We start from the raw sequence: 16,930 nt of genomic DNA, 5'->3' as shown, positions 1-16,930 counted from the left end.
CCCAGCGCCCCGCGCGGCACCGCCGCCGACGTCCGGACCCCGACGCACCGCCGCCGACGTCCAGGCCCCGACGCCCCCGCAACCACCGCCCCCGCTCAGCGCACCTCGATGTACGCCGCCGAATCCCTCGGCGCCCGTTCCTTCGGCGGTGTCGCCGCGTGGCCCACCGCGACCGCGCCCATCGGGTCCCAGCCCTCCGGCAGCCCCAACACGCCCCGCACCACCTCACGGCAGAACATCGTCGACGAAACCCACGCCGACCCCAGCCGTTCCCCCGCCAGCGCCACCAGGAGGTTCTGCACACCCGCCCCGGCCGCGACCACGAACATCTCCCGCTCCGCCGCGTCCCGACGAGCATCCCCGTACACATGCGAGCCGTCCATCACCAGGCACGGCACCACCAGATAAGGCGCCCGGCGCAGCACATCCCCCCGCCGCACCCGCTTCGCGATCGACTCCTCCGACTTCCCGTCGGCCCGCAGATCCGCCACCCAGGCATCCCGCATCGCATCGAGCAGCGCCCCCCGCGCCGCCTCCGACTCCACCAGCACGAAGCGCCAGGGCGTCGTGTGATGCGGCGCGGGCGCGGTAACAGCCGCCGCGACCGCGCGCCGTACCGCCGCCCGATCCACCGGCTCGTCCGTGAACTCCCGCACCGTACGCCGCAGCGTCACCGCTTCCCGTACGGCCTCGGACGTCCCGAGCCGGAACATGTCGTCACCTGCCGACCGGACCAGGTCACGCGTGCCGCCGTCCTCCTCGCCCACCACACGCGAAAGCCCCCGCACCACCGCGACCGGCAGCCCCTCCGCCTTCCCCTTCACCAGATCACCGGCCGCCGCCAGTTCATCCCCGACAGCGACGACCGTCACGTTCAGCGGATTGCCGTACGCATCGGTCCCGCCCCGCAGATCATCGAGAACCCGGACACCCGCTGCCCCGATCGCGACATCCGTCAGCCCGTTGCGCCAGGGCCGTCCGAAGGTGTCGGTAAGAACGACCCCCACGTCCACGCCCAGCGCGTCCCGCAGCCCGCGCCGGATCCGCCGCGCCGAGGCGTCGGGGTCCTCGGGCAGCAACAGCACGGTCCCGGCCTCGGTGTTGGACGCGTCGACTCCGGCCGCGGCCATGACCAGCCCCTGCCGGTTCTCGACGATACGAAGCGTTCCGCGCCGCGCGACCACACGTACCGTCTCGGCGTCGATGGCGGCGTCACGGTCGGCCGCCTGCACGACGCGGCCCTCCGCCTTGCTGACGATCTTCGAAGTGACGAGCAGGATGTCCCCGTCGACGAGCCCGGGCCCGGTGGCAGCGATGAGCTTGGCGATGTCGTCCCCGGCCCGCACCTCCGGCATCCCGCCGAGCGCCCACACCCGATAACCCACCGCCTGCTCGGCGGCCACCCGCTCCGAGCCAACAGCTACGCCCGACCCCTCCGAGCCAACCGCCCCCACAGCTACGCCCGAGCCCACAGCTACGCCCGAGCCCACCCCTACGCCCGAACCCAAAGCTACGCCCGAACCCAAAGCTCCGCCCGCCCCCTCCGCCCCCTCCGCCCCCACAACCCGCCCCGCCCCCTGCGCCGGCACCACCGCGCTCACGCCCGAACCTCCTCGGCCAGGACCAGCGCCTCCCGCGCCATCGCCGCAGTGGCCTCCACGTCGGTCATCATCAGCGGAACGGCCCGGCACCCGATCCCCGCGCTCTCCACCTCGTCCACCACACCCGCGTCCACAGTGTCGACAAGCCACCCGTCGAGCAGCCCCGACCCGTAGTGCCGGGCGACGGCCGCAGCGGTCGACTCCACGCCGACCGCGGCCAGCATCTTGTCGGCCATGCCCCGCACCGGCGCGTTCCCGACGATCGGCGAGAGACCCACCACCGGCACCCCCGCATCGGCGATCGCCTCGCGAATGCCGGGCACGGCCAGAATGGTCCCGACGCTCACCACAGGGTTGGACGGCGGGAAGAGAATCACGTCGGCCGAACCAATGGCCTCCAGGACCCCCGGCGCCGGCTTCGCCTGCTCCGCGCCCACCGGCACGACCGCGTGCGCGTCCACCGACGCGCGCAGTTTCACCCAGTACTCCTGGAAGTGAACGGCCTTGCGCTCCCCGTCCACATCCACGGCGACATGCGTCTCGATACGGTCGTCGGACATCGGCAGCAGCCGAACCCCCGGCTGCCACCGCTCGCACAGCGCTTCCGTCACCGCGCTCAGCGGATACCCCGCGCCGAGCATCTGCGTACGGACGATGTGCGTCGCGAAGTCACGGTCGCCGAGCCCGAACCACTCGGGTCCCACGCCGTACGCCGCGAGTTCGCCCTTCACCTGGAAGGTCTCGTCCGCACGCCCCCACCCCTGTTCCTCGTTGATGCCACCGCCGAGGGTGTACATCACGGTGTCGAGGTCGGGGCAGACCTTGAGCCCGAACAGATGAATGTCGTCACCGGTGTTGCCGATGACGGTGATGTCCGCGTCAGGCGCGGCCGACTTGAGGCCGCGGAGGAAGCGAGCGCCACCAATACCGCCTGCCAGAACCACAATGCGCATGCACAGCAGTCTGTCAGGCCGGTACGACATCCTGTGACCGGTCGGCCGGGGAGGAGCACCGCGCCGAGTGCATCGGCATCTCGGAGAGCCCGGGGAAGTAGACGTGCAGGCTGACCGCCGGCTCCAGCGCGTCGTTGACGACCTCGTGGACGTACCCGGGCGCGAACACCCGCTGCGACCCCGCCCCGAGTGTGCGCCGCACCCGCCCCGACCCCGCGTGCTCGGTCAACTGTCCGTCGAGGACGGTCAGTACGCCGGACGACGGCCCGTGATCATGCATACCGCTGCCCTGTCCGGGCACCCAGCTGAGCAGCCAGACCTCGTATCCGGGTCCGGTACGCAGCCGGTGGTACCAGCGGGTGGTCGCGTCGTACGAAACGAGGTGCTCCCATTGCCCACGGTCGGCGGCGATGGAACGGGCGAGGCCGGCGAACTCGGCGACGGTGGCCGGGTGCTCGCGGGCGGGCTGGAGGAGGTGCTGGACGGCGAGGATGTCGCCGGCGATCTGGAGGTCGCTGTCGCTGTTCATGGTGCGGGGGTTCCTCGGCATGAGAGTGCTGGGGTGTCGCAAGGAAAGGTGTCGCAAGGCAACGTGCAAGACAGATGCTGCGGGGGCGTTACGCAGAGTCAGGCAGAGTCAGGCAGAGTCAGCTGGAGCGCGGAGGCTTCAACAGCTGGAACAACAGCAACAGCAACAGCCGAAGCGGACCTGGGCAGCGCGACGGAACCCACGGGTGTGGGTCCGGGAGAGCACTGCGGTCACTGGCATGTGTTCAAGGAGACCCGCTTGCTCACTCGCTGTCAACCTCGTGACCGTTTTGGGGGTAATGTTTCACCTCATCCGGTTAATGGATGTGGAGAAAGGTTTATGCAGCCGCAGGTGCGGAGATGTGCCGCATCAACCGCGCAAGCAAACGTCGTTGAGGCGTCGGCGTCGAGACCGGACTGTGATTCGGGTCGCTTCCGCGGGTCGACCGCAACAAGATCAAACCCGCCCGCGTCTCACCCTGGTGAGGGGCTGTGGATGAGCCAGTGGCATGTGTCGCAGCTTTTACCGATTTGAACACTTTCCGCATAGCTTTGGTTCCGCCGGGTGAATAACCGGCTCAATAGCAGATCTCGGCTTGACTGCCTCGGATCCGCACACTTGTAATTTCACTCGTGTCGTTCGGCCGAAAACGGCAACGACTACATCACGGGGAAGCAAAGACAGACGAGGGGCGCACATGACCGAGCTGTTCCAGCAACTGCTGGTCGAGGACGCGGACGAGGAAATCGGCTGGCAGGAGCGCGCCCTGTGCGCACAGACCGACCCCGAGTCCTTCTTTCCCGAGAAGGGCGGCTCCACCCGCGAGGCCAAGAAGGTCTGTCTCGCCTGTGAAGTCCGCTCGGAATGCCTTGAGTACGCGCTCTCCAATGACGAACGGTTCGGAATCTGGGGCGGTCTGTCCGAGCGCGAACGCCGGCGACTGAAAAAGGCCGCCGTCTGACTGCCGACCGCCACGCGCAGTCGCAACCGGCCCCGACCCCGGCCGCGACCCGGCCGCCACCCGGCCTCGGCCCCACCCGTGACTCGGCGCCAACGCAGCCGCGACCCGGCCGCGCGTCCGACGCCTTATCGATCAAATGGCACAAGCGTGCACGTATCAACCGGTCCGTCGCCCGGCCCCCGGCCGCAGGCGGCGGACCGTTGTGCTGCCCAGCCGTTAGTGTGGGGCGCTGTCCGAGACGCAGCAACCGCCCCCAAGGGTCGCGCGCGTCGACGCAGTCAGACAGCAGCCTTCCGGGGGGCGACCCCCGGACCCCGGCCGGAGGGCCCGTACCCCGATGTCCGTGCACAGCCAAACGTCGGCGCCGTACGCGGCGGCCGCTCCCGAGTTCCCCCGCCATGTCGTCACCGCGGTGCTCGTCTCCCACGACGGAGCGCGCTGGCTGCCCGACGCCCTCGCCGGGCTCCTGGGGCAGGAACGCCCCGTACAGAACGTCGTCGCCGCCGACACCGGCAGCGCGGACGACTCCGCCGAACTCGTCACCGAAGCGATCGGTCCCGAACGCGTACTGCACCTCGCGCGCCGCTCCGGCTTCGGCACCGCCGTCGACGAGGCAGTCCGTACCGCTCAAGTCCTCACACCCGAGGAACTGCCCTACCTGAAGCGGCCCAGCGGCTGGGACCCGGTGAGCCGGTCCTGGCGCGACGACGCGTACGACCTGCCCGAACTCCCGCACGGCGAACCGGTGCAGTGGCTGTGGCTCCTGCACGACGACTGCGCGCCCGAGCCGGACGCGCTCGCCGAACTGCTGCGCGTCGCCGACTCCGACGAGCACGCCGCGATCATCGGCCCCAAGCTCCGCGGCTGGTACGACAGGAAGCAGCTCCTCGAAGTCGGCGTCTCCATCGCCAACAGCGGCCGCCGCTGGACCGGACTCGACCGGCGCGAACAGGACCAGGGCCAGCACGACCAGGTCCGCTCCGTACTGTCCGTGTCCACCGCCGGCATGCTCATCCGCCGCGACGTGTGGGAAGAGCTCGGCGGGTTCGACCGCCGACTGCCCCTCATGCGCGACGACGTCGACCTGTGCTGGCGCGCCCACGCCGCCGGCCACCGCGTCCTCGTCGCCCCCGATGCCGTACTGCGGCACGCCGAGGCGTCCGCGCGTGAGCGCAGGCCCATCGACTGCGCCGGGCGCTCCGTTGCCAGCCCGCACCGCGTCGACAAGGCGGGTGCCGTCTACGCGATGCTCGTCAACGCGCGCGGCGCCCTCCTGCCGTACGTCATGCTGCGGCTCGTCTTCGGCACGCTCCTGCGCACGCTCGCCTACCTCCTCGGCAAGGTCCCCGGACAGGCGGTCGACGAAGTCACCGGCCTGATGGGCACCCTGCTGCGCCCCGGCAAGATCCTCGCGGCCAGAAAGCGGCGCGGAAAGGGAAAGGTCGACGCGAGCGAACTGCGGCCCCTCTTCCCGCCGACCGGCGCGACCGTCAGAGCCACCTTCGAACAGGTCGCGGGCAGCCTCGGCTCCCGCTCCGAACCGGACTCCGCCTCGGGCTCGCGGCACGGTGTCGTCGAGTCGGGCCCCGGCGGCGACGACGCCGACTACATGGAGATCGAGCAGTTCGCGCGGCTGAAGCGGATCGCCCGCAAGCCGGGCCCCGTGCTCTTCCTCCTGCTCCTCTTCGTCTCGCTCGTCGCCTGCCGCGGCCTCCTTGGCGGCGGTTCGCTGGCCGGCGGCGCACTGCTGCCCGCGCCCGCCGACGTGTCCGACCTGTGGTCGCGGTACGCCGATGTCTGGCACCCCATCGGCACCGGCGGCACCCAGACGGCGCCGCCCTACCTCGGCCTCCTCGCCGGCCTGTCGGCCGTCTTCCTCGGCTCCACCGGGCTCGCGCTCACCGTGCTGCTGGTCTGCTCGGTGCCGCTGGCCGGCCTCACCGCCTACTTCGTCTCGCGCCCGCTCGTCGAGTCCCGGCTGCTGCGCGCCTGGGCGGCCGTCGCGTACGCCTTCCTGCCCGCCGCCACCGGAGCCCTCGCGACCGGCCGGCTCGGCACGGCCGTCCTGGCGGTACTGCTGCCGCTCATCGCCCGGTGCGCCGTCTCCGCGAGCGGTTTCCGCGCCGGGGGCGCGCGCTCCAGCTGGCGCGCCGTGTGGGCGTACGCGCTCCTGCTGACCTTCGCCACGGCGTTCACGCCGATCGTGTGGCCGATCGCCCTGGTGCTCGGCATCGGCGTACTGGCGCTGCGGCGCGGTGACATCACGGCGTACGGACTGCGCTTCCTCGCCTCGCTGGGCACCCCCGTGCTGATGCTCGCCCCCTGGTCGCTCTCCCTCCTCACCAGCCCCGCCGCCTTCTTCCGCGAGGCGGGCCTCGCCTTCAGTACGGGCCCGGCCGGCGCACTCGACCTGCTCGGCGCGAGCCCCGGCGGCCCCAAGGCGACGGGCGGGCTGCTGCTCATCGGCATCGTCCTCGCGGCGCTGGCGGCCCTGCTGCGCAGTGAGCGGACGTATGCCATCCGCACCGCGTGGGTGGTGGCGATCGTCTCCCTCCTCTTCGCCGTATTCGCGAACGCGGCCGAGGGCGGCTGGGCCGGACCCGCGACCCTCGTCTACGGCCTGGCCCTCATCGGCGCCACCGTCCTCGGCGCGGACGGCGCGCGCGAACGCGTCGCCACCCAGAGCTTCGGCTGGCGCCAGCCCGTCGCCGTACTGATCGCCTTCGCCGCGGCGGCCGGACCGCTGCTCGCCGCCGCCGGCTGGATGATCGGCGGCGCGGCGGGGCCGCTGGAGCGGCGGGACCCGGTGCAGGTGCCTGCGTTCGTCGCGGAGGAGAGCGGCACGCGCGACCAGGCGCGCACCCTCGTCCTCGGCGGCACGTCGGCCGCGAAGGTCTCGTACACGCTCGTACGCGGCTCCGGTGCCCGGCTGGGCGACGGGGAGCTCGCCGAGGCGGGCGGCAGCAGCCCGCAGCTCGACAAGATCGTCTCCAACCTGGTCGCGGGCTCCGGCGCCGACCAGGCCGACCAGCTCGGTGGGTACGCCGTCCGTTACGTCCTCGTACGGGACGGGGCGCCGCGCGCGATGAGCCGCGTCCTCGACTCGACCCCCGGCCTGAGCCGGCTGAGCCAGCTCGACGGCAGCGCGCTGTGGCGCGTCGACCGCCAGGTCGCGCGGGCCACGATCGTCTCCGGCAAGGCGGGTGACGAGCCGCTGTCCGTCGCGTCGAGCACGGTCGAGGCACACACGACGATCCCGGCGGGCGATGCCGGCCGGGTCCTGCGCATCGCGGACTCCGCGGCCGAGGGCTGGCAGGCCACGCTCAACGGACGCGTACTGGAGAAGAAGACCGTCGACGGCTGGGCGCAGGGCTTCGAACTGCCCGCCGAGGGCGGCCGGCTCGACCTCACGTACGAGGCCCCCGTCACCCACACCGTGTGGATCTGGACCCAGGTCGGCCTCTGCCTGCTCCTGCTGGTGCTGGCCCTGCCGGGCCGCCGCCGCGAGGTCGACGACGACCTGCCGGAGGAGGAGATCGACGTACCCGTGCAGCCGGTGGCGGGCGAGGGCCGCCGGGCGCGCAGGCTGCGCGCGGCGGCGCAGGCGGAAGCGCCGCACGCCCCCCAGGCGGACGCGGAGGAGGATGCCGGGGACCAGCCCCCAGCACCGCCGGTCGCCGACCCGTACGGTCAGTCGCCCCAGGAGCAGGACGGGACCGCCGTGTACGCGTCCGTACCGCAGCAACAACAGCAGCAACAGCAGCAGTACGGCGACTGGGACGCGCAGTCGTACGGGGGCGCCGAGTACGGACAGCAGCAGTACGGCGGCCAGGAGCAGCACCAGGGTTACGGCGGCGAGCAGTACCAGGGCGACCCGTACCAGGCGGCCGGGCAGTACGGCGACGGCGGGCAGTACCAGCAGGACCCGTACCAGCAGGCGGACCAGTACCCGTACCAGGAAGGCCAGTACCCGGCGGCCGACCAGTACCAGGAGGGCCAGTACGACCCGTACGGCTACGGGCAGCAGCAGCCACCGCCGCAGCAGCAGCCCTACGCCGAAGGCAACGAGCCCGAGCAGCGTCCCGACGGGAGCAACAACCGATGAACCGCACCACCCTCTCCCTCCTGGCCGCCGTCACCGCCCTCGCGGCGGTCACCGGGTTCGCCGTGGTCTCCGCGCCGGAGGGCGGCACGACCGAGGCCGCCGCCGGCACGGCGACCCCGGCGCGGATGCCGGTGGAGCGCTCCAGCCTGCTGTGCCCCGCGCCCAGTACGTCCGAAGTCGCCGAGACGGCGTACACGTCGTTCACTCCGGCAGGAAGCGGGGCCGCGGACGCGAAGGAGGGCTCCGCCGCGCTCGTCCCGACGGACGCGACCCTGGCGGCCCCGGACGACGGCAAGGACAAGAAGAAGGACAAGGACAAGGACGCGGGAAAGGCGGCAGCGAGCAAGCCGGTCCTCTCCCTGAAGGAGCCCGGCAAACCCGTAACCGCCGAGGCGAACACCGCCGAGGCTCCCGCCCTCGTCGGCTCGGCCGACGGCCGCCTGGCCCCCGGCTGGGCCGCCCAGCAGACCACCAAGGTCACCGCGGGCCAGGGCCGGGGGGTGCTCGGCGTCAGCTGCACGGCGCCCGACACCAGCTTCTGGTTCCCCGGCGCGAGCACCGCCGACGAGCGGCAGGACTACGTACACCTCACCAACCCGGACGACACCGCCGCCGTCGCCGACGTCGAGCTGTACGGCAAGGACGGCGTCCTGGAGTCGGATTCGGGGGAGGGCATCACGGTGCCGGCCAGGTCGAGCGTGCCCGTACTGCTGTCCACGCTGAGCGCCGACAGCGCCGAGGACGTGAGCGTCCACGTCACCACCCGCACCGGCCGCGTCGGGGCCGTCGTACAGGCCGTGGACGAGGAGGGCGGCAGCGACTGGCTGGCCGCGTCGGCCGAGGCGTCCGGCAGCGCTGTGCTGCCCGGTGTCCCGGCGGACGCGACGTCCGTACGCCTCGTGGTGTTCGCGCCCGGTGACGACGACGCCGACCTCAAGGTGCGGCTCGCGGGCCCAACCGGCTCGATCACGCCGGCCGGTCACGAGACGCTGCACGTCAAGGCGGGAATGACCACGGCCGTCGACCTCAAGGACGTCACCAAGGGCGAGGCGGGGTCCCTGCTGCTGAGCCCCGCCGCACCGGGGCGCCCGACTCCGGTGGTCGCCGCGCTGCGGGTGGTGCGCGGCAAGGGCGCCGCCCAGGAAGTGGCGTACATCCCGGCGACCGGGCAGGTGGGCGAGCGGGCCACGGCGGCAGACAACAGGGCGAAGGGGTCGGTGCTCTCACTGACCGCGCCCGGCGCCGCAGCCGAGGTCAAGGTGACCGCGTCGGCGGGCAGCGAGGGTGGCGAGGCGGTCGTCAAGACGTACAAGGTGAAGGCGGGCACGACGCTCGCGCTGACGGAGCCGCCGGTGCCGTCCGGGCTCAAGGGCTCGTACGCGCTGACGGTCGAACCGCAGTCGGGCGGCCCGGTCTACGCGTCGCGGGCGCTCGAACTGCCCGAGGACGGCGTTCCGATGTTCACCGTGCAGACGATGCCGGACGACCGCGGGACGGTCGCGGTGCCGGAGGCGGAACAGGACCTGTCGGTACTGGACGACTGACCGGGCTGGACGACTGACCGGGCTGGAGGGCCGACGGACGCCGGCGTTCCACCCGCCTGCCGGCCCGTCAGCTCCCCCCGTCCCTCAGACCCCTCAGTCCTGCCCGTCCCCGTACCGCGGATCGACGGACTCCGGTGACAGGCCGAGCAGTTCCGCGACCTGCTCCACGACGATCTCGTGCACGAACATGGCGCGCTCGTCCCGGCTCTTGGTCCGGATCTCGACGGGCCGCCGGTAGATGACGATCCGCGCGGGATGCGCGCTCGTCGCGGCGATCATTCCGCCGAGGGGCACGGACTCGGCGGCCCAGGCGTCGGAATCGTCGCCGCCGTCGGCGGGCGGCACGTCGAGCACCAGGAAGTCGACCTCGGCGAGCTGCGGCCAACGCCGTTCCAGGCGCTCGACCGAGTCCTGCACGAGGTCGCCGAAGGCGGCGGCCCGGCTGGTCGAGAGGGGCACCTGCGGCGGGGCCACGGGGCCGCGCATGCCGCGCCCGTGGCGATCGCGTCGCCGCGGCCCCGGGCCGGCGGGGAGGGGAGGTACGGGACTGTCCATCACTGACGCAGGGTAGCCCTCATCGGGACGGTTGAATCGCGCCGGAGGGGTGGCACGAGGCATGTCGCGTATTGAGCATTCCAGCCAAGATTGGGCTCGATTTCACGCCCGTACGCGACCGTCGATCTCGCATCGCTTGACGGCATTTGCCCCAAGTGGCGACTGGTCACGGCCCGGTCACCGACGGTGCCCACGAGACTCCGCCCAGGTCAGGGCAGTTGCGGAAGGGAGCGCGGGAGCGAAGTGAGACCCGCGACACGGTGGAGTGACGTGGGGGAGAGTCGTCGCGGCCCGCTCAAGAGTGCGGTACCGTCCAACGTCGTGAGCCCTGTACGTCGCTGTTCGCGCACCGCGTGCGGCCGCCCTGCCGTCGCGACACTGACGTACGTCTACGCGGACTCGACCGCAGTCCTCGGCCCGCTCGCCACCTACGCCGAGCCCCACTGTTACGACCTGTGCGCCGAGCACTCGGATCGGCTGACCGCGCCGCGCGGCTGGGAGGTTCTCCGGCTCGTCGACGGCTCGGCCCCTTCCCACCCCAGCGGCGACGATCTCGAAGCCCTCGCCAATGCCGTACGTGAGGCCGCCAGGCCGCACGAACGCGCGGCGGGAGCGGGCGGCGGGCCGCGTGCCGCGGACCCGATGGAGGTCGCGCGCCGCGGCCACCTGCGCGTACTGCGCTCCCCGGACCCCTGAGCAGGCTCCTGACTCCTGAGCGCCTACGGGTAGCCTCAGGGCACCAACGGGGACTTCAGGAGGACTGACCGTGGCTGCTGAGCCGGCTGATCTGTCGCAGATCGTCAAGGCGTACGACGTGCGCGGAGTGGTTCCCGATCAGTGGGACGAGTCGCTGGCCGAACTGTTCGGAGCCGCGTTCGCGCAGGTGACGCAGGCCGACGCGATCGTGACCGGGCACGACATGCGGCCCTCGTCGCCTGGTCTCTCGCGGGCGTTCGCGCGCGGGGCGGCGGGGCGTGGAGTGGACGTGACGGAGATCGGTCTGTGCTCGACCGACCAGCTGTACTTCGCCTCCGGGCAGCTCGGGCTGCCGGGTGCGATGTTCACCGCTTCGCACAACCCGGCGCAGTACAACGGCATCAAGATGTGCCGGGCGGGAGCGGCGCCGGTGGGGCAGGACACGGGCCTGGCGGAGATCCGCGCACTGGTGGAGGAATGGTCGGCGAAGCCGGCGACGCCGACCGCGGCGCGTACCGGAACCATCACCCACCGCGACACGTTGTCGGACTACGCGGCCCATCTGCTCTCTCTCGTCGACCTGTCCTCGATACGCCCCCTCAAGGTCGTGGTCGACGCGGGCAACGGCATGGGCGGCCACACCGTCCCCACGGTCTTCGCGTCCCTCCCGCTGACGCTCGTCCCCCTCTACTTCGAGCTGGACGGCACGTTCCCGAACCACGAGGCCAACCCGCTCGACCCGAAGAACCTGGTCGACCTCCAGGCCACGGTCCGCGAAACCGGCGCCGACCTCGGCCTGGCCTTCGACGGTGACGCGGACCGCTGCTTCGTCGTGGACGAGCGCGGCGAGGGCATCTCCCCGTCCGCGATCACGGCGCTGGTCGCCGCGCGCGAACTGGCGCGCAACGGGGGCAAGGGGGCAGTGATCCACAACCTGATCACGTCGTGGTCGGTCCCCGAGGTCGTACAGGAAAACGGCGGCACCCCGGTCCGTACCCGCGTCGGCCACTCCTTCATCAAGGAGGAGATGGCCCGCACCGGCGCGATCTTCGGCGGCGAGCACTCGGCGCACTACTACTTCCGGGACTTCTGGAACGCGGACACCGGCATGCTGGCCGCCCTCCACGTCCTCGCGGCTCTCGGCGGGCAGGACGGCACGCTCTCCGCCCTCGTCGCGGAGTACGACCGCTACTCAGGCTCCGGGGAGATCAACTCCACCGTGGACGACCAGGCGGGCCGCATGGCGGCGGTCAAGGCGGCGTACGCCGGCCGCGAGGGAATCACCATCGACGAACTCGACGGTCTGACGGTCACGGCAGCGGACTGGTGGTTCAACCTCCGCCCGTCGAACACGGAGCCGCTGTTGCGTCTGAACGTAGAGGCGAGGGACGAACCCACGATGTCCAGAACCCGGGACGAAACCCTGGCCCTGATCCGCGCCTAGCCCGCCCCGACGACGCGGCTGCCCATGACCCGGTCAAACCGCCCCGGTGATCGGCCCCGAGCCGCGCATGCGGCGCGGGCCACTGGCGCGAGGCTGACTACGCTGAGGTGGTGCTTGGCCTGCGATCAGACGTGCGGTGGGGACCATTCGCTCGTCCCGGACACGCCTGCGGCGCGTAGCTGCCGCGTTCCGGGCGAGGGCGCACGCATCCCGCACCCGTCCGCCCCAGGGGCCTGGGGGCGTACCCCCGGTTCCGCCCGCGCAGCGGTCGCCGCCCGCACCGCGCACCGCGCACGCGCACCCCGCCCACCCTCCCGGGGGCCGGGGCCTGGGGCTTGCCCCAGTTTCGGGAAGGGGCGGGTAGGGGACAAGCTCGCGCAGCGGCCGTCTACCCGCACCAAGCCACCTGCCCTGCCCTCTCATGCACCTCACCGACTCCACGCCGCCCGCACCGGGCCACCCGCCCTGCCCCACACGCACCTCACCGGCTCCCCACGCCCCATGCCGCCGCACCGGCTACCGCGCCCCCCCGGCAACCATCCGCACCAACCGCCCCACCCCAAACGCAACCGGCTACGAGGAACACCCACGCCACGCCAGCCCGCGCCGCCCCCCACCCGGCGGTAGGCTGACCTGGCCCAATCCGTACCCGTATCCGCATGCTCGAAGGGACCCACCCCATGCCGCTCGAAGCCGGCCTCCTGGAGATCCTCGCCTGCCCCGCCTGCCGCGCGCCCCTCAGCGACGCGTCCACCGCGGAGACCCCCGAGCTGATCTGCACCAGCAACGACTGCGGCCTGGCCTATCCGGTACGGGACGGCATCCCGGTGCTCCTCGTCGACGAGGCCCGCCGCCCCGCCTGACGCAGCCCGTCCGACGCGCCCCGCGCCGCCCGCACCCCCGCCCTGCCTGACGCCCCACCCCACCACCCCCGCGCAGCGCCCCACCACAGGCCACGCGCCCGGCGATCGGAGGCCCGCACCATGCTCGACGAGTCGTTGCTCGACGACCCGGAGTCCCTGGCCCGAGCCGACCACCGCGGCCTGCTGCGCGGCGCCGCCGAGGCAGGCGCCCGCGTACGGACAGCCGCCCGGCACGCCACAGAGGCCGGCCTGGCCGAGATCAAGCCGGAGGGCCGCCCCCGCGCCGTACTGATCGCGGGCCCCGGCACCGCCGCGAACGGCGTGGCCGACCTCCTCGCCACGCTCGCCGGTGCCTCCTGCCCCGTAACGCGGCTGCACTCGTCCGGAGTCGCCCCCGCCGCCGGCGCCCTGCGCTGGACGCTTCCGGGCTGGGCGGGCTCGGTCGACCTGCTCCTCCTCGTCACCCCGGACGGCGCCGAACCCGGCCTCGCGGTCCTGGCCGAGCAGGCGTACCGCCGCGGCTGCACGGTCGTCGCCGTGGCCCCGCAGCGTTCCCCGCTGAGCGAGTCCGTCAACGGCGTGCACGGCCTGGTCGTACCGATGGCGACAGCCCCGTACGAGGAGTACGACGAGGGCACCGCCACCGGCCCCGGCGCACTCTGGGCGCTCCTCACCCCTCTCCTCGTCCTCTTCGACCGCCTCGGCCTGATCACCGCGCCCCCGGACACCCTCCGCCTGGTGGCCGACCGCCTCGACCGCACCGCGGAACGCTGCGGCCCGGCCATCGCGATGTACAGCAACCCCGCCAAGACGCTCGCGTCGGAGCTGGCCGACTCGCTGCCACTCATCTGGACCGAGGGCGCGTACGCCGGCCCCGTCGGCCGCCGCTTCTCCGCCGTAGTGGCCGAACTGGCAGGCCGCCCCGCCCTCTCCGCGGAACTCCCCGAGGCCCTGCCCGCCCACGGCGTACTACTCTCGGGAGCCTTCGCCGCCGGCGCCGACCCCGACGACTTCTTCCGCGACCGCGTCAACGAGGCACAGGCAATGCACGCCCGCGTGGTGCTTCTCCGGGACCGTCCGACCGGCGGAATGACCGCCGCCCCCGCCGCCCGCGAACTCGCGCTGAGCCACGACACGGCCATCAGCGAGATCGAGCCGGAGGACGGCAGCGAGCTGGAGAACCTCGCGGAGATGCTCGCCATCACGGATTTCGCCGCCGTTTACCTGGCGCTCGCCTCCGCAGGCGGATCATGAGCACCAGCACCACCACCTGACCACGGCCGGCCACCTCCCAAAAGCCACAAGGCCAAGGCCACCAGGCCACAAGGCCCTCACGAAGGTCACCACACACAGAAGTCACCACACCCAGGGGAAGCCCCATGGACCGCCTCTCGAACACCGTGCGCCCCTACGCCTGGGGCTCCACGACCGCCATCCCGGCCCTCCTCGGCACCGCCCCCACCGGCGAACCCCAGGCCGAGATGTGGATGGGCGCCCACCCGGGAGCCCCCTCCCGGATCGACCGCGGCGACGGCAAGGGCGAACAGCCGCTGTCCGCAGTCATCGACGCGGCCCCCGAAGCCGAACTGGGCGAGGCCGCGGTACGGAAGTTCGGCCCCCGCCTCCCCTTCCTCCTCAAAATCCTCGCGGCCGGCGCCCCCCTCTCCCTCCAGGTCCATCCGAACCTCGCCCAGGCGAAGGAGGGTTACGCCGCCGAGGAGCGCGCCGGGGTCCCGATCGACGCCCCGCACCGCAACTACAAGGACGCCAACCACAAGCCCGAACTGATCTGCGCGCTCACCCCCGTCGAGGGGCTGTGCGGCTTCCGCGCCCCCGCCGAGTCGGCCGACGTACTCGCCGCGCTCGAAGTCGACTCCCTCAAGCCGTACGTCGACCTGCTGCACGCCCACCCCGAAGAGGCCGCCCTCCGCGAGGTGCTCACCGCCGTACTGTCGGCGGACCGCGCAGAAATGGCCGAGACCGTCACGTCCGCCGCGGCCGCCGCGGACCGCCTGGGCGGCGCGTACGCCCCGTACGCGATCCTCGCGCACCACTACCCGGGCGACCCGGGCGTCATCGCCGCCATGCTGCTCAATTACGTACAACTCCAGCCCGGCGAGGCCCTCTTCCTCGGCGCCGGCGTCCCGCACGCGTACCTCAGCGGCCTCGGCGTCGAAATCATGGCGAACTCGGACAATGTCCTGCGCTGCGGCCTGACCCCGAAGCACGTGGACGTCCCCGAGCTCCTCCGTATCGTCCGCTTCGAGGCCCGCGACGCCGGCGTCCTGCGCCCCGAGGCGTCGTCCTCCACCGGCGAGGAGCTGTACGACACCCCGATCGACGAATTCCGCCTCTCGCGCCACGTCCTCGCGCCGGGCGCCGCGCCCCGCACTCTCCCCTCCACCACGCCGCAGATCCTGCTCTGCACGGCAGGCGAGGTCCGCGCGGGCGAACTGACCCTCGCGCCGGGAGAGTCAGCCTTCGTGCCAGCAGGTGAATCAGTCGATTTGTCCGGTACGGGCACACTCTTCCGCGCCACAGTGGTCGCCTGACGTACCGTCCGTACGGGCAGCCGCAGCAAGCTGCAACAATGTGCGGCCGTACGGCGGCGCCAGGGCCGCGGCACCAAGGAAGGGACATCCGGCACCCATGAGTGCGTCAGGCGGAACCAAGGCGATCGTGGCGGCACTCGTCGCCAACCTCGCGATCGCAGTAGCCAAGTTTGTGGCGTTCCTCTTCAGTGGCTCGTCCTCGATGCTCGCGGAGAGCGTGCACTCGCTCGCCGACTCGGGCAATCAGGGCCTGCTGCTGCTCGGCGGCAAGAAGGCCAAGCGCGAGGCGACCCCACAGCACCCCTTCGGGTACGGGCGCGAGCGCTACATCTACGCCTTCCTGGTCTCGATCGTGCTCTTCTCGGTCGGTGGCATGTTCGCCATCTACGAGGGCTACGAGAAGATCAAGCACCCGCACGAGATCGAGGCCTGGTACTGGCCGGTCGGCGTCCTGGTCTTCGCGATCATCGCGGAGACCTTCTCCTTCCGTACGGCGATCGTGGAGTCGAACCTGACGCGCGGCAACCTGTCCTGGAAGGACTTCATCCGTCGCGCCAAGGCCCCCGAGCTGCCGGTCGTCCTCCTGGAGGACCTCGGCGCGCTGGTCGGTCTGATCCTGGCCCTCGTCGGCGTGAGCCTGGCGATCGTCACGGGTGACGGCGTCTGGGACGGCATCGGCACCCTCTGCATCGGCATCCTGCTGATCGTCATCGCGATCGTCCTGGCAGCCGAGACGAAGTCGCTCCTCCTCGGTGAGGCGGCGGGTACGGAGGACGTGGACAAGATCAAGGCCGCGCTCGTCGACGGCGACACGGTCACCCGCATCATCCACATGCGTACGCTCCACCTCGGCCCCGAGGAACTGCTGGTCGCCGCCAAGATCGCGGTCCAGCACGACGACACGGCCACCGAGGTCGCCCACGCGATCAACGCGGCGGAGGACCGCATCCGCGCGGCGGTCCCGATCGCCCGGGTGATCTACCTGGAGCCGGACATCTACAGCGAGACGGCGGCAGCGGCGGGCGAGAACCCGGCCAACACGCCGGGCGCCCCGTCCGCACACTGACGCCCGCAACGCCCACACGACGAAGGCCCCCGCCGTCCAGGCGGATTCCAGGGGTCGTTGC

Annotated in this window: 13 protein-coding genes; 9 read left to right on the top strand and 4 right to left on the bottom strand. The window is 72.0% G+C overall.

Annotated features, from left to right (window positions below; all coding sequences use genetic code 11):
• Nucleotides 1-95: 95 nt before the first annotated feature.
• The 3 genes from J7E91_RS08585 to J7E91_RS08575 all read right to left on the bottom strand — a co-directional run bounded on the left by J7E91_RS08585 (nucleotide 96) and on the right by J7E91_RS08575 (nucleotide 3,083).
• A complete protein-coding gene (locus J7E91_RS08585) occupies nucleotides 96-1,403 on the bottom strand; it encodes a coenzyme F420-0:L-glutamate ligase (RefSeq protein WP_308376221.1) in 1,308 nt (435 codons plus the stop codon).
• Between the two features lie 194 nt (nucleotides 1,404-1,597).
• Entirely contained in the window at nucleotides 1,598-2,554 is a 957-nt protein-coding gene (gene cofD, locus J7E91_RS08580; protein ID WP_214900491.1) for a 2-phospho-L-lactate transferase, read from the bottom strand.
• Nucleotides 2,555-2,567: 13 nt separating this feature from the next.
• A complete protein-coding gene (locus J7E91_RS08575; RefSeq protein WP_214900490.1) occupies nucleotides 2,568-3,083 on the bottom strand; it encodes a cysteine dioxygenase family protein in 516 nt (171 codons plus the stop codon).
• A 697-nt stretch (nucleotides 3,084-3,780) separates the two neighbouring features.
• Between J7E91_RS08575 and J7E91_RS08570 the strand changes: the two genes are divergently transcribed.
• The 3 genes from J7E91_RS08570 (at nucleotide 3,781) to J7E91_RS08560 (ending at nucleotide 9,693) form a co-directional block, all read left to right on the top strand.
• A complete protein-coding gene (locus tag J7E91_RS08570) occupies nucleotides 3,781-4,044 on the top strand; it encodes a WhiB family transcriptional regulator (protein ID WP_028810740.1) in 264 nt (87 codons plus the stop codon).
• Between the two features lie 337 nt (nucleotides 4,045-4,381).
• Nucleotides 4,382-8,149: a glycosyltransferase family 2 protein gene (locus tag J7E91_RS08565; RefSeq protein ID WP_214900489.1), complete on the top strand. Its 3,768-nt coding sequence runs from the start codon at nucleotides 4,382-4,384 to the stop codon at nucleotides 8,147-8,149.
• Entirely contained in the window at nucleotides 8,146-9,693 is a 1,548-nt protein-coding gene (locus J7E91_RS08560) for a DUF5719 family protein (RefSeq protein ID WP_214900488.1), read from the top strand. The genes J7E91_RS08565 and J7E91_RS08560 overlap by 4 nt, the downstream gene beginning before the upstream one ends.
• Nucleotides 9,694-9,786: 93 nt before the next feature.
• On the opposite strand, the gene J7E91_RS08555 is transcribed toward J7E91_RS08560, so the two are convergent.
• Nucleotides 9,787-10,248 (bottom strand): metallopeptidase family protein, encoded by a 462-nt coding sequence (locus J7E91_RS08555; RefSeq protein WP_214900487.1) that lies wholly within the window; start codon nucleotides 10,246-10,248, stop codon nucleotides 9,787-9,789.
• A 321-nt stretch (nucleotides 10,249-10,569) separates the two neighbouring features.
• On the opposite strand from J7E91_RS08555, the gene J7E91_RS08550 reads away from it, so the two are divergent.
• From J7E91_RS08550 to J7E91_RS08525, 6 genes are all read left to right on the top strand, one after another.
• Nucleotides 10,570-10,944: a DUF3499 domain-containing protein gene (locus J7E91_RS08550; protein WP_214900486.1), complete on the top strand. Its 375-nt coding sequence runs from the start codon at nucleotides 10,570-10,572 to the stop codon at nucleotides 10,942-10,944.
• Nucleotides 10,945-11,014: 70 nt separating this feature from the next.
• The gene (locus tag J7E91_RS08545; RefSeq protein ID WP_214900484.1) at nucleotides 11,015-12,388 is read left to right on the top strand and encodes a phosphomannomutase/phosphoglucomutase; all 1,374 of its coding nucleotides are present in this window, start codon (nucleotides 11,015-11,017) and stop codon (nucleotides 12,386-12,388) included.
• A gap of 680 nt (nucleotides 12,389-13,068) precedes the next feature.
• Nucleotides 13,069-13,251, top strand: coding sequence for a Trm112 family protein (locus tag J7E91_RS08540; RefSeq protein ID WP_214900511.1), 183 nt, complete (start codon nucleotides 13,069-13,071; stop codon nucleotides 13,249-13,251).
• A 120-nt stretch (nucleotides 13,252-13,371) separates the two neighbouring features.
• On the top strand, nucleotides 13,372-14,505 hold the full coding sequence (locus tag J7E91_RS08535) for an SIS domain-containing protein (RefSeq protein WP_214900482.1): 1,134 nt from the start codon (nucleotides 13,372-13,374) through the stop codon (nucleotides 14,503-14,505).
• 125 nt (nucleotides 14,506-14,630) lie between these two features.
• Nucleotides 14,631-15,803 carry a mannose-6-phosphate isomerase, class I gene (gene manA / locus J7E91_RS08530; protein ID WP_214900480.1) on the top strand — a complete coding sequence of 391 codons (1,173 nt, stop codon included), beginning with the start codon at nucleotides 14,631-14,633 and terminating at the stop codon, nucleotides 15,801-15,803.
• Between the two features lie 97 nt (nucleotides 15,804-15,900).
• Nucleotides 15,901-16,869 (top strand): cation diffusion facilitator family transporter, encoded by a 969-nt coding sequence (locus J7E91_RS08525; protein ID WP_214900478.1) that lies wholly within the window; start codon nucleotides 15,901-15,903, stop codon nucleotides 16,867-16,869.
• The last annotated feature ends 61 nt before the right edge of the window (nucleotides 16,870-16,930 follow it).

It is taken from the genome of Streptomyces sp. ISL-99, from assembly GCF_018614005.1.
Taxonomy (GTDB): Bacteria; Actinomycetota; Actinomycetes; order Streptomycetales; family Streptomycetaceae; genus Streptomyces; species Streptomyces flavidovirens.
The sequence above is the reverse complement of the archived record's forward strand: the minus strand, read 5'-3'. Positions and strand labels throughout refer to the sequence as shown.

Coding starts and splice junctions, on each gene's coding strand:
- cofD (WP_214900491.1), bottom strand. CDS start 2,554: ATGCGCATTGTGGTTCTGGCAGGCGGTATTGGTGGCGCTCGCTTCCTC.
- J7E91_RS08575 (WP_214900490.1), bottom strand. CDS start 3,083: ATGAACAGCGACAGCGACCTCCAGATCGCCGGCGACATCCTCGCCGTC.
- J7E91_RS08570 (WP_028810740.1), top strand. CDS start 3,781: ATGACCGAGCTGTTCCAGCAACTGCTGGTCGAGGACGCGGACGAGGAA.
- J7E91_RS08565 (WP_214900489.1), top strand. CDS start 4,382: ATGTCCGTGCACAGCCAAACGTCGGCGCCGTACGCGGCGGCCGCTCCC.
- J7E91_RS08560 (WP_214900488.1), top strand. CDS start 8,146: ATGAACCGCACCACCCTCTCCCTCCTGGCCGCCGTCACCGCCCTCGCG.
- J7E91_RS08555 (WP_214900487.1), bottom strand. CDS start 10,248: ATGGACAGTCCCGTACCTCCCCTCCCCGCCGGCCCGGGGCCGCGGCGA.
- J7E91_RS08540 (WP_214900511.1), top strand. CDS start 13,069: ATGCCGCTCGAAGCCGGCCTCCTGGAGATCCTCGCCTGCCCCGCCTGC.
- J7E91_RS08535 (WP_214900482.1), top strand. CDS start 13,372: ATGCTCGACGAGTCGTTGCTCGACGACCCGGAGTCCCTGGCCCGAGCC.
- manA (WP_214900480.1), top strand. CDS start 14,631: ATGGACCGCCTCTCGAACACCGTGCGCCCCTACGCCTGGGGCTCCACG.
- J7E91_RS08525 (WP_214900478.1), top strand. CDS start 15,901: ATGAGTGCGTCAGGCGGAACCAAGGCGATCGTGGCGGCACTCGTCGCC.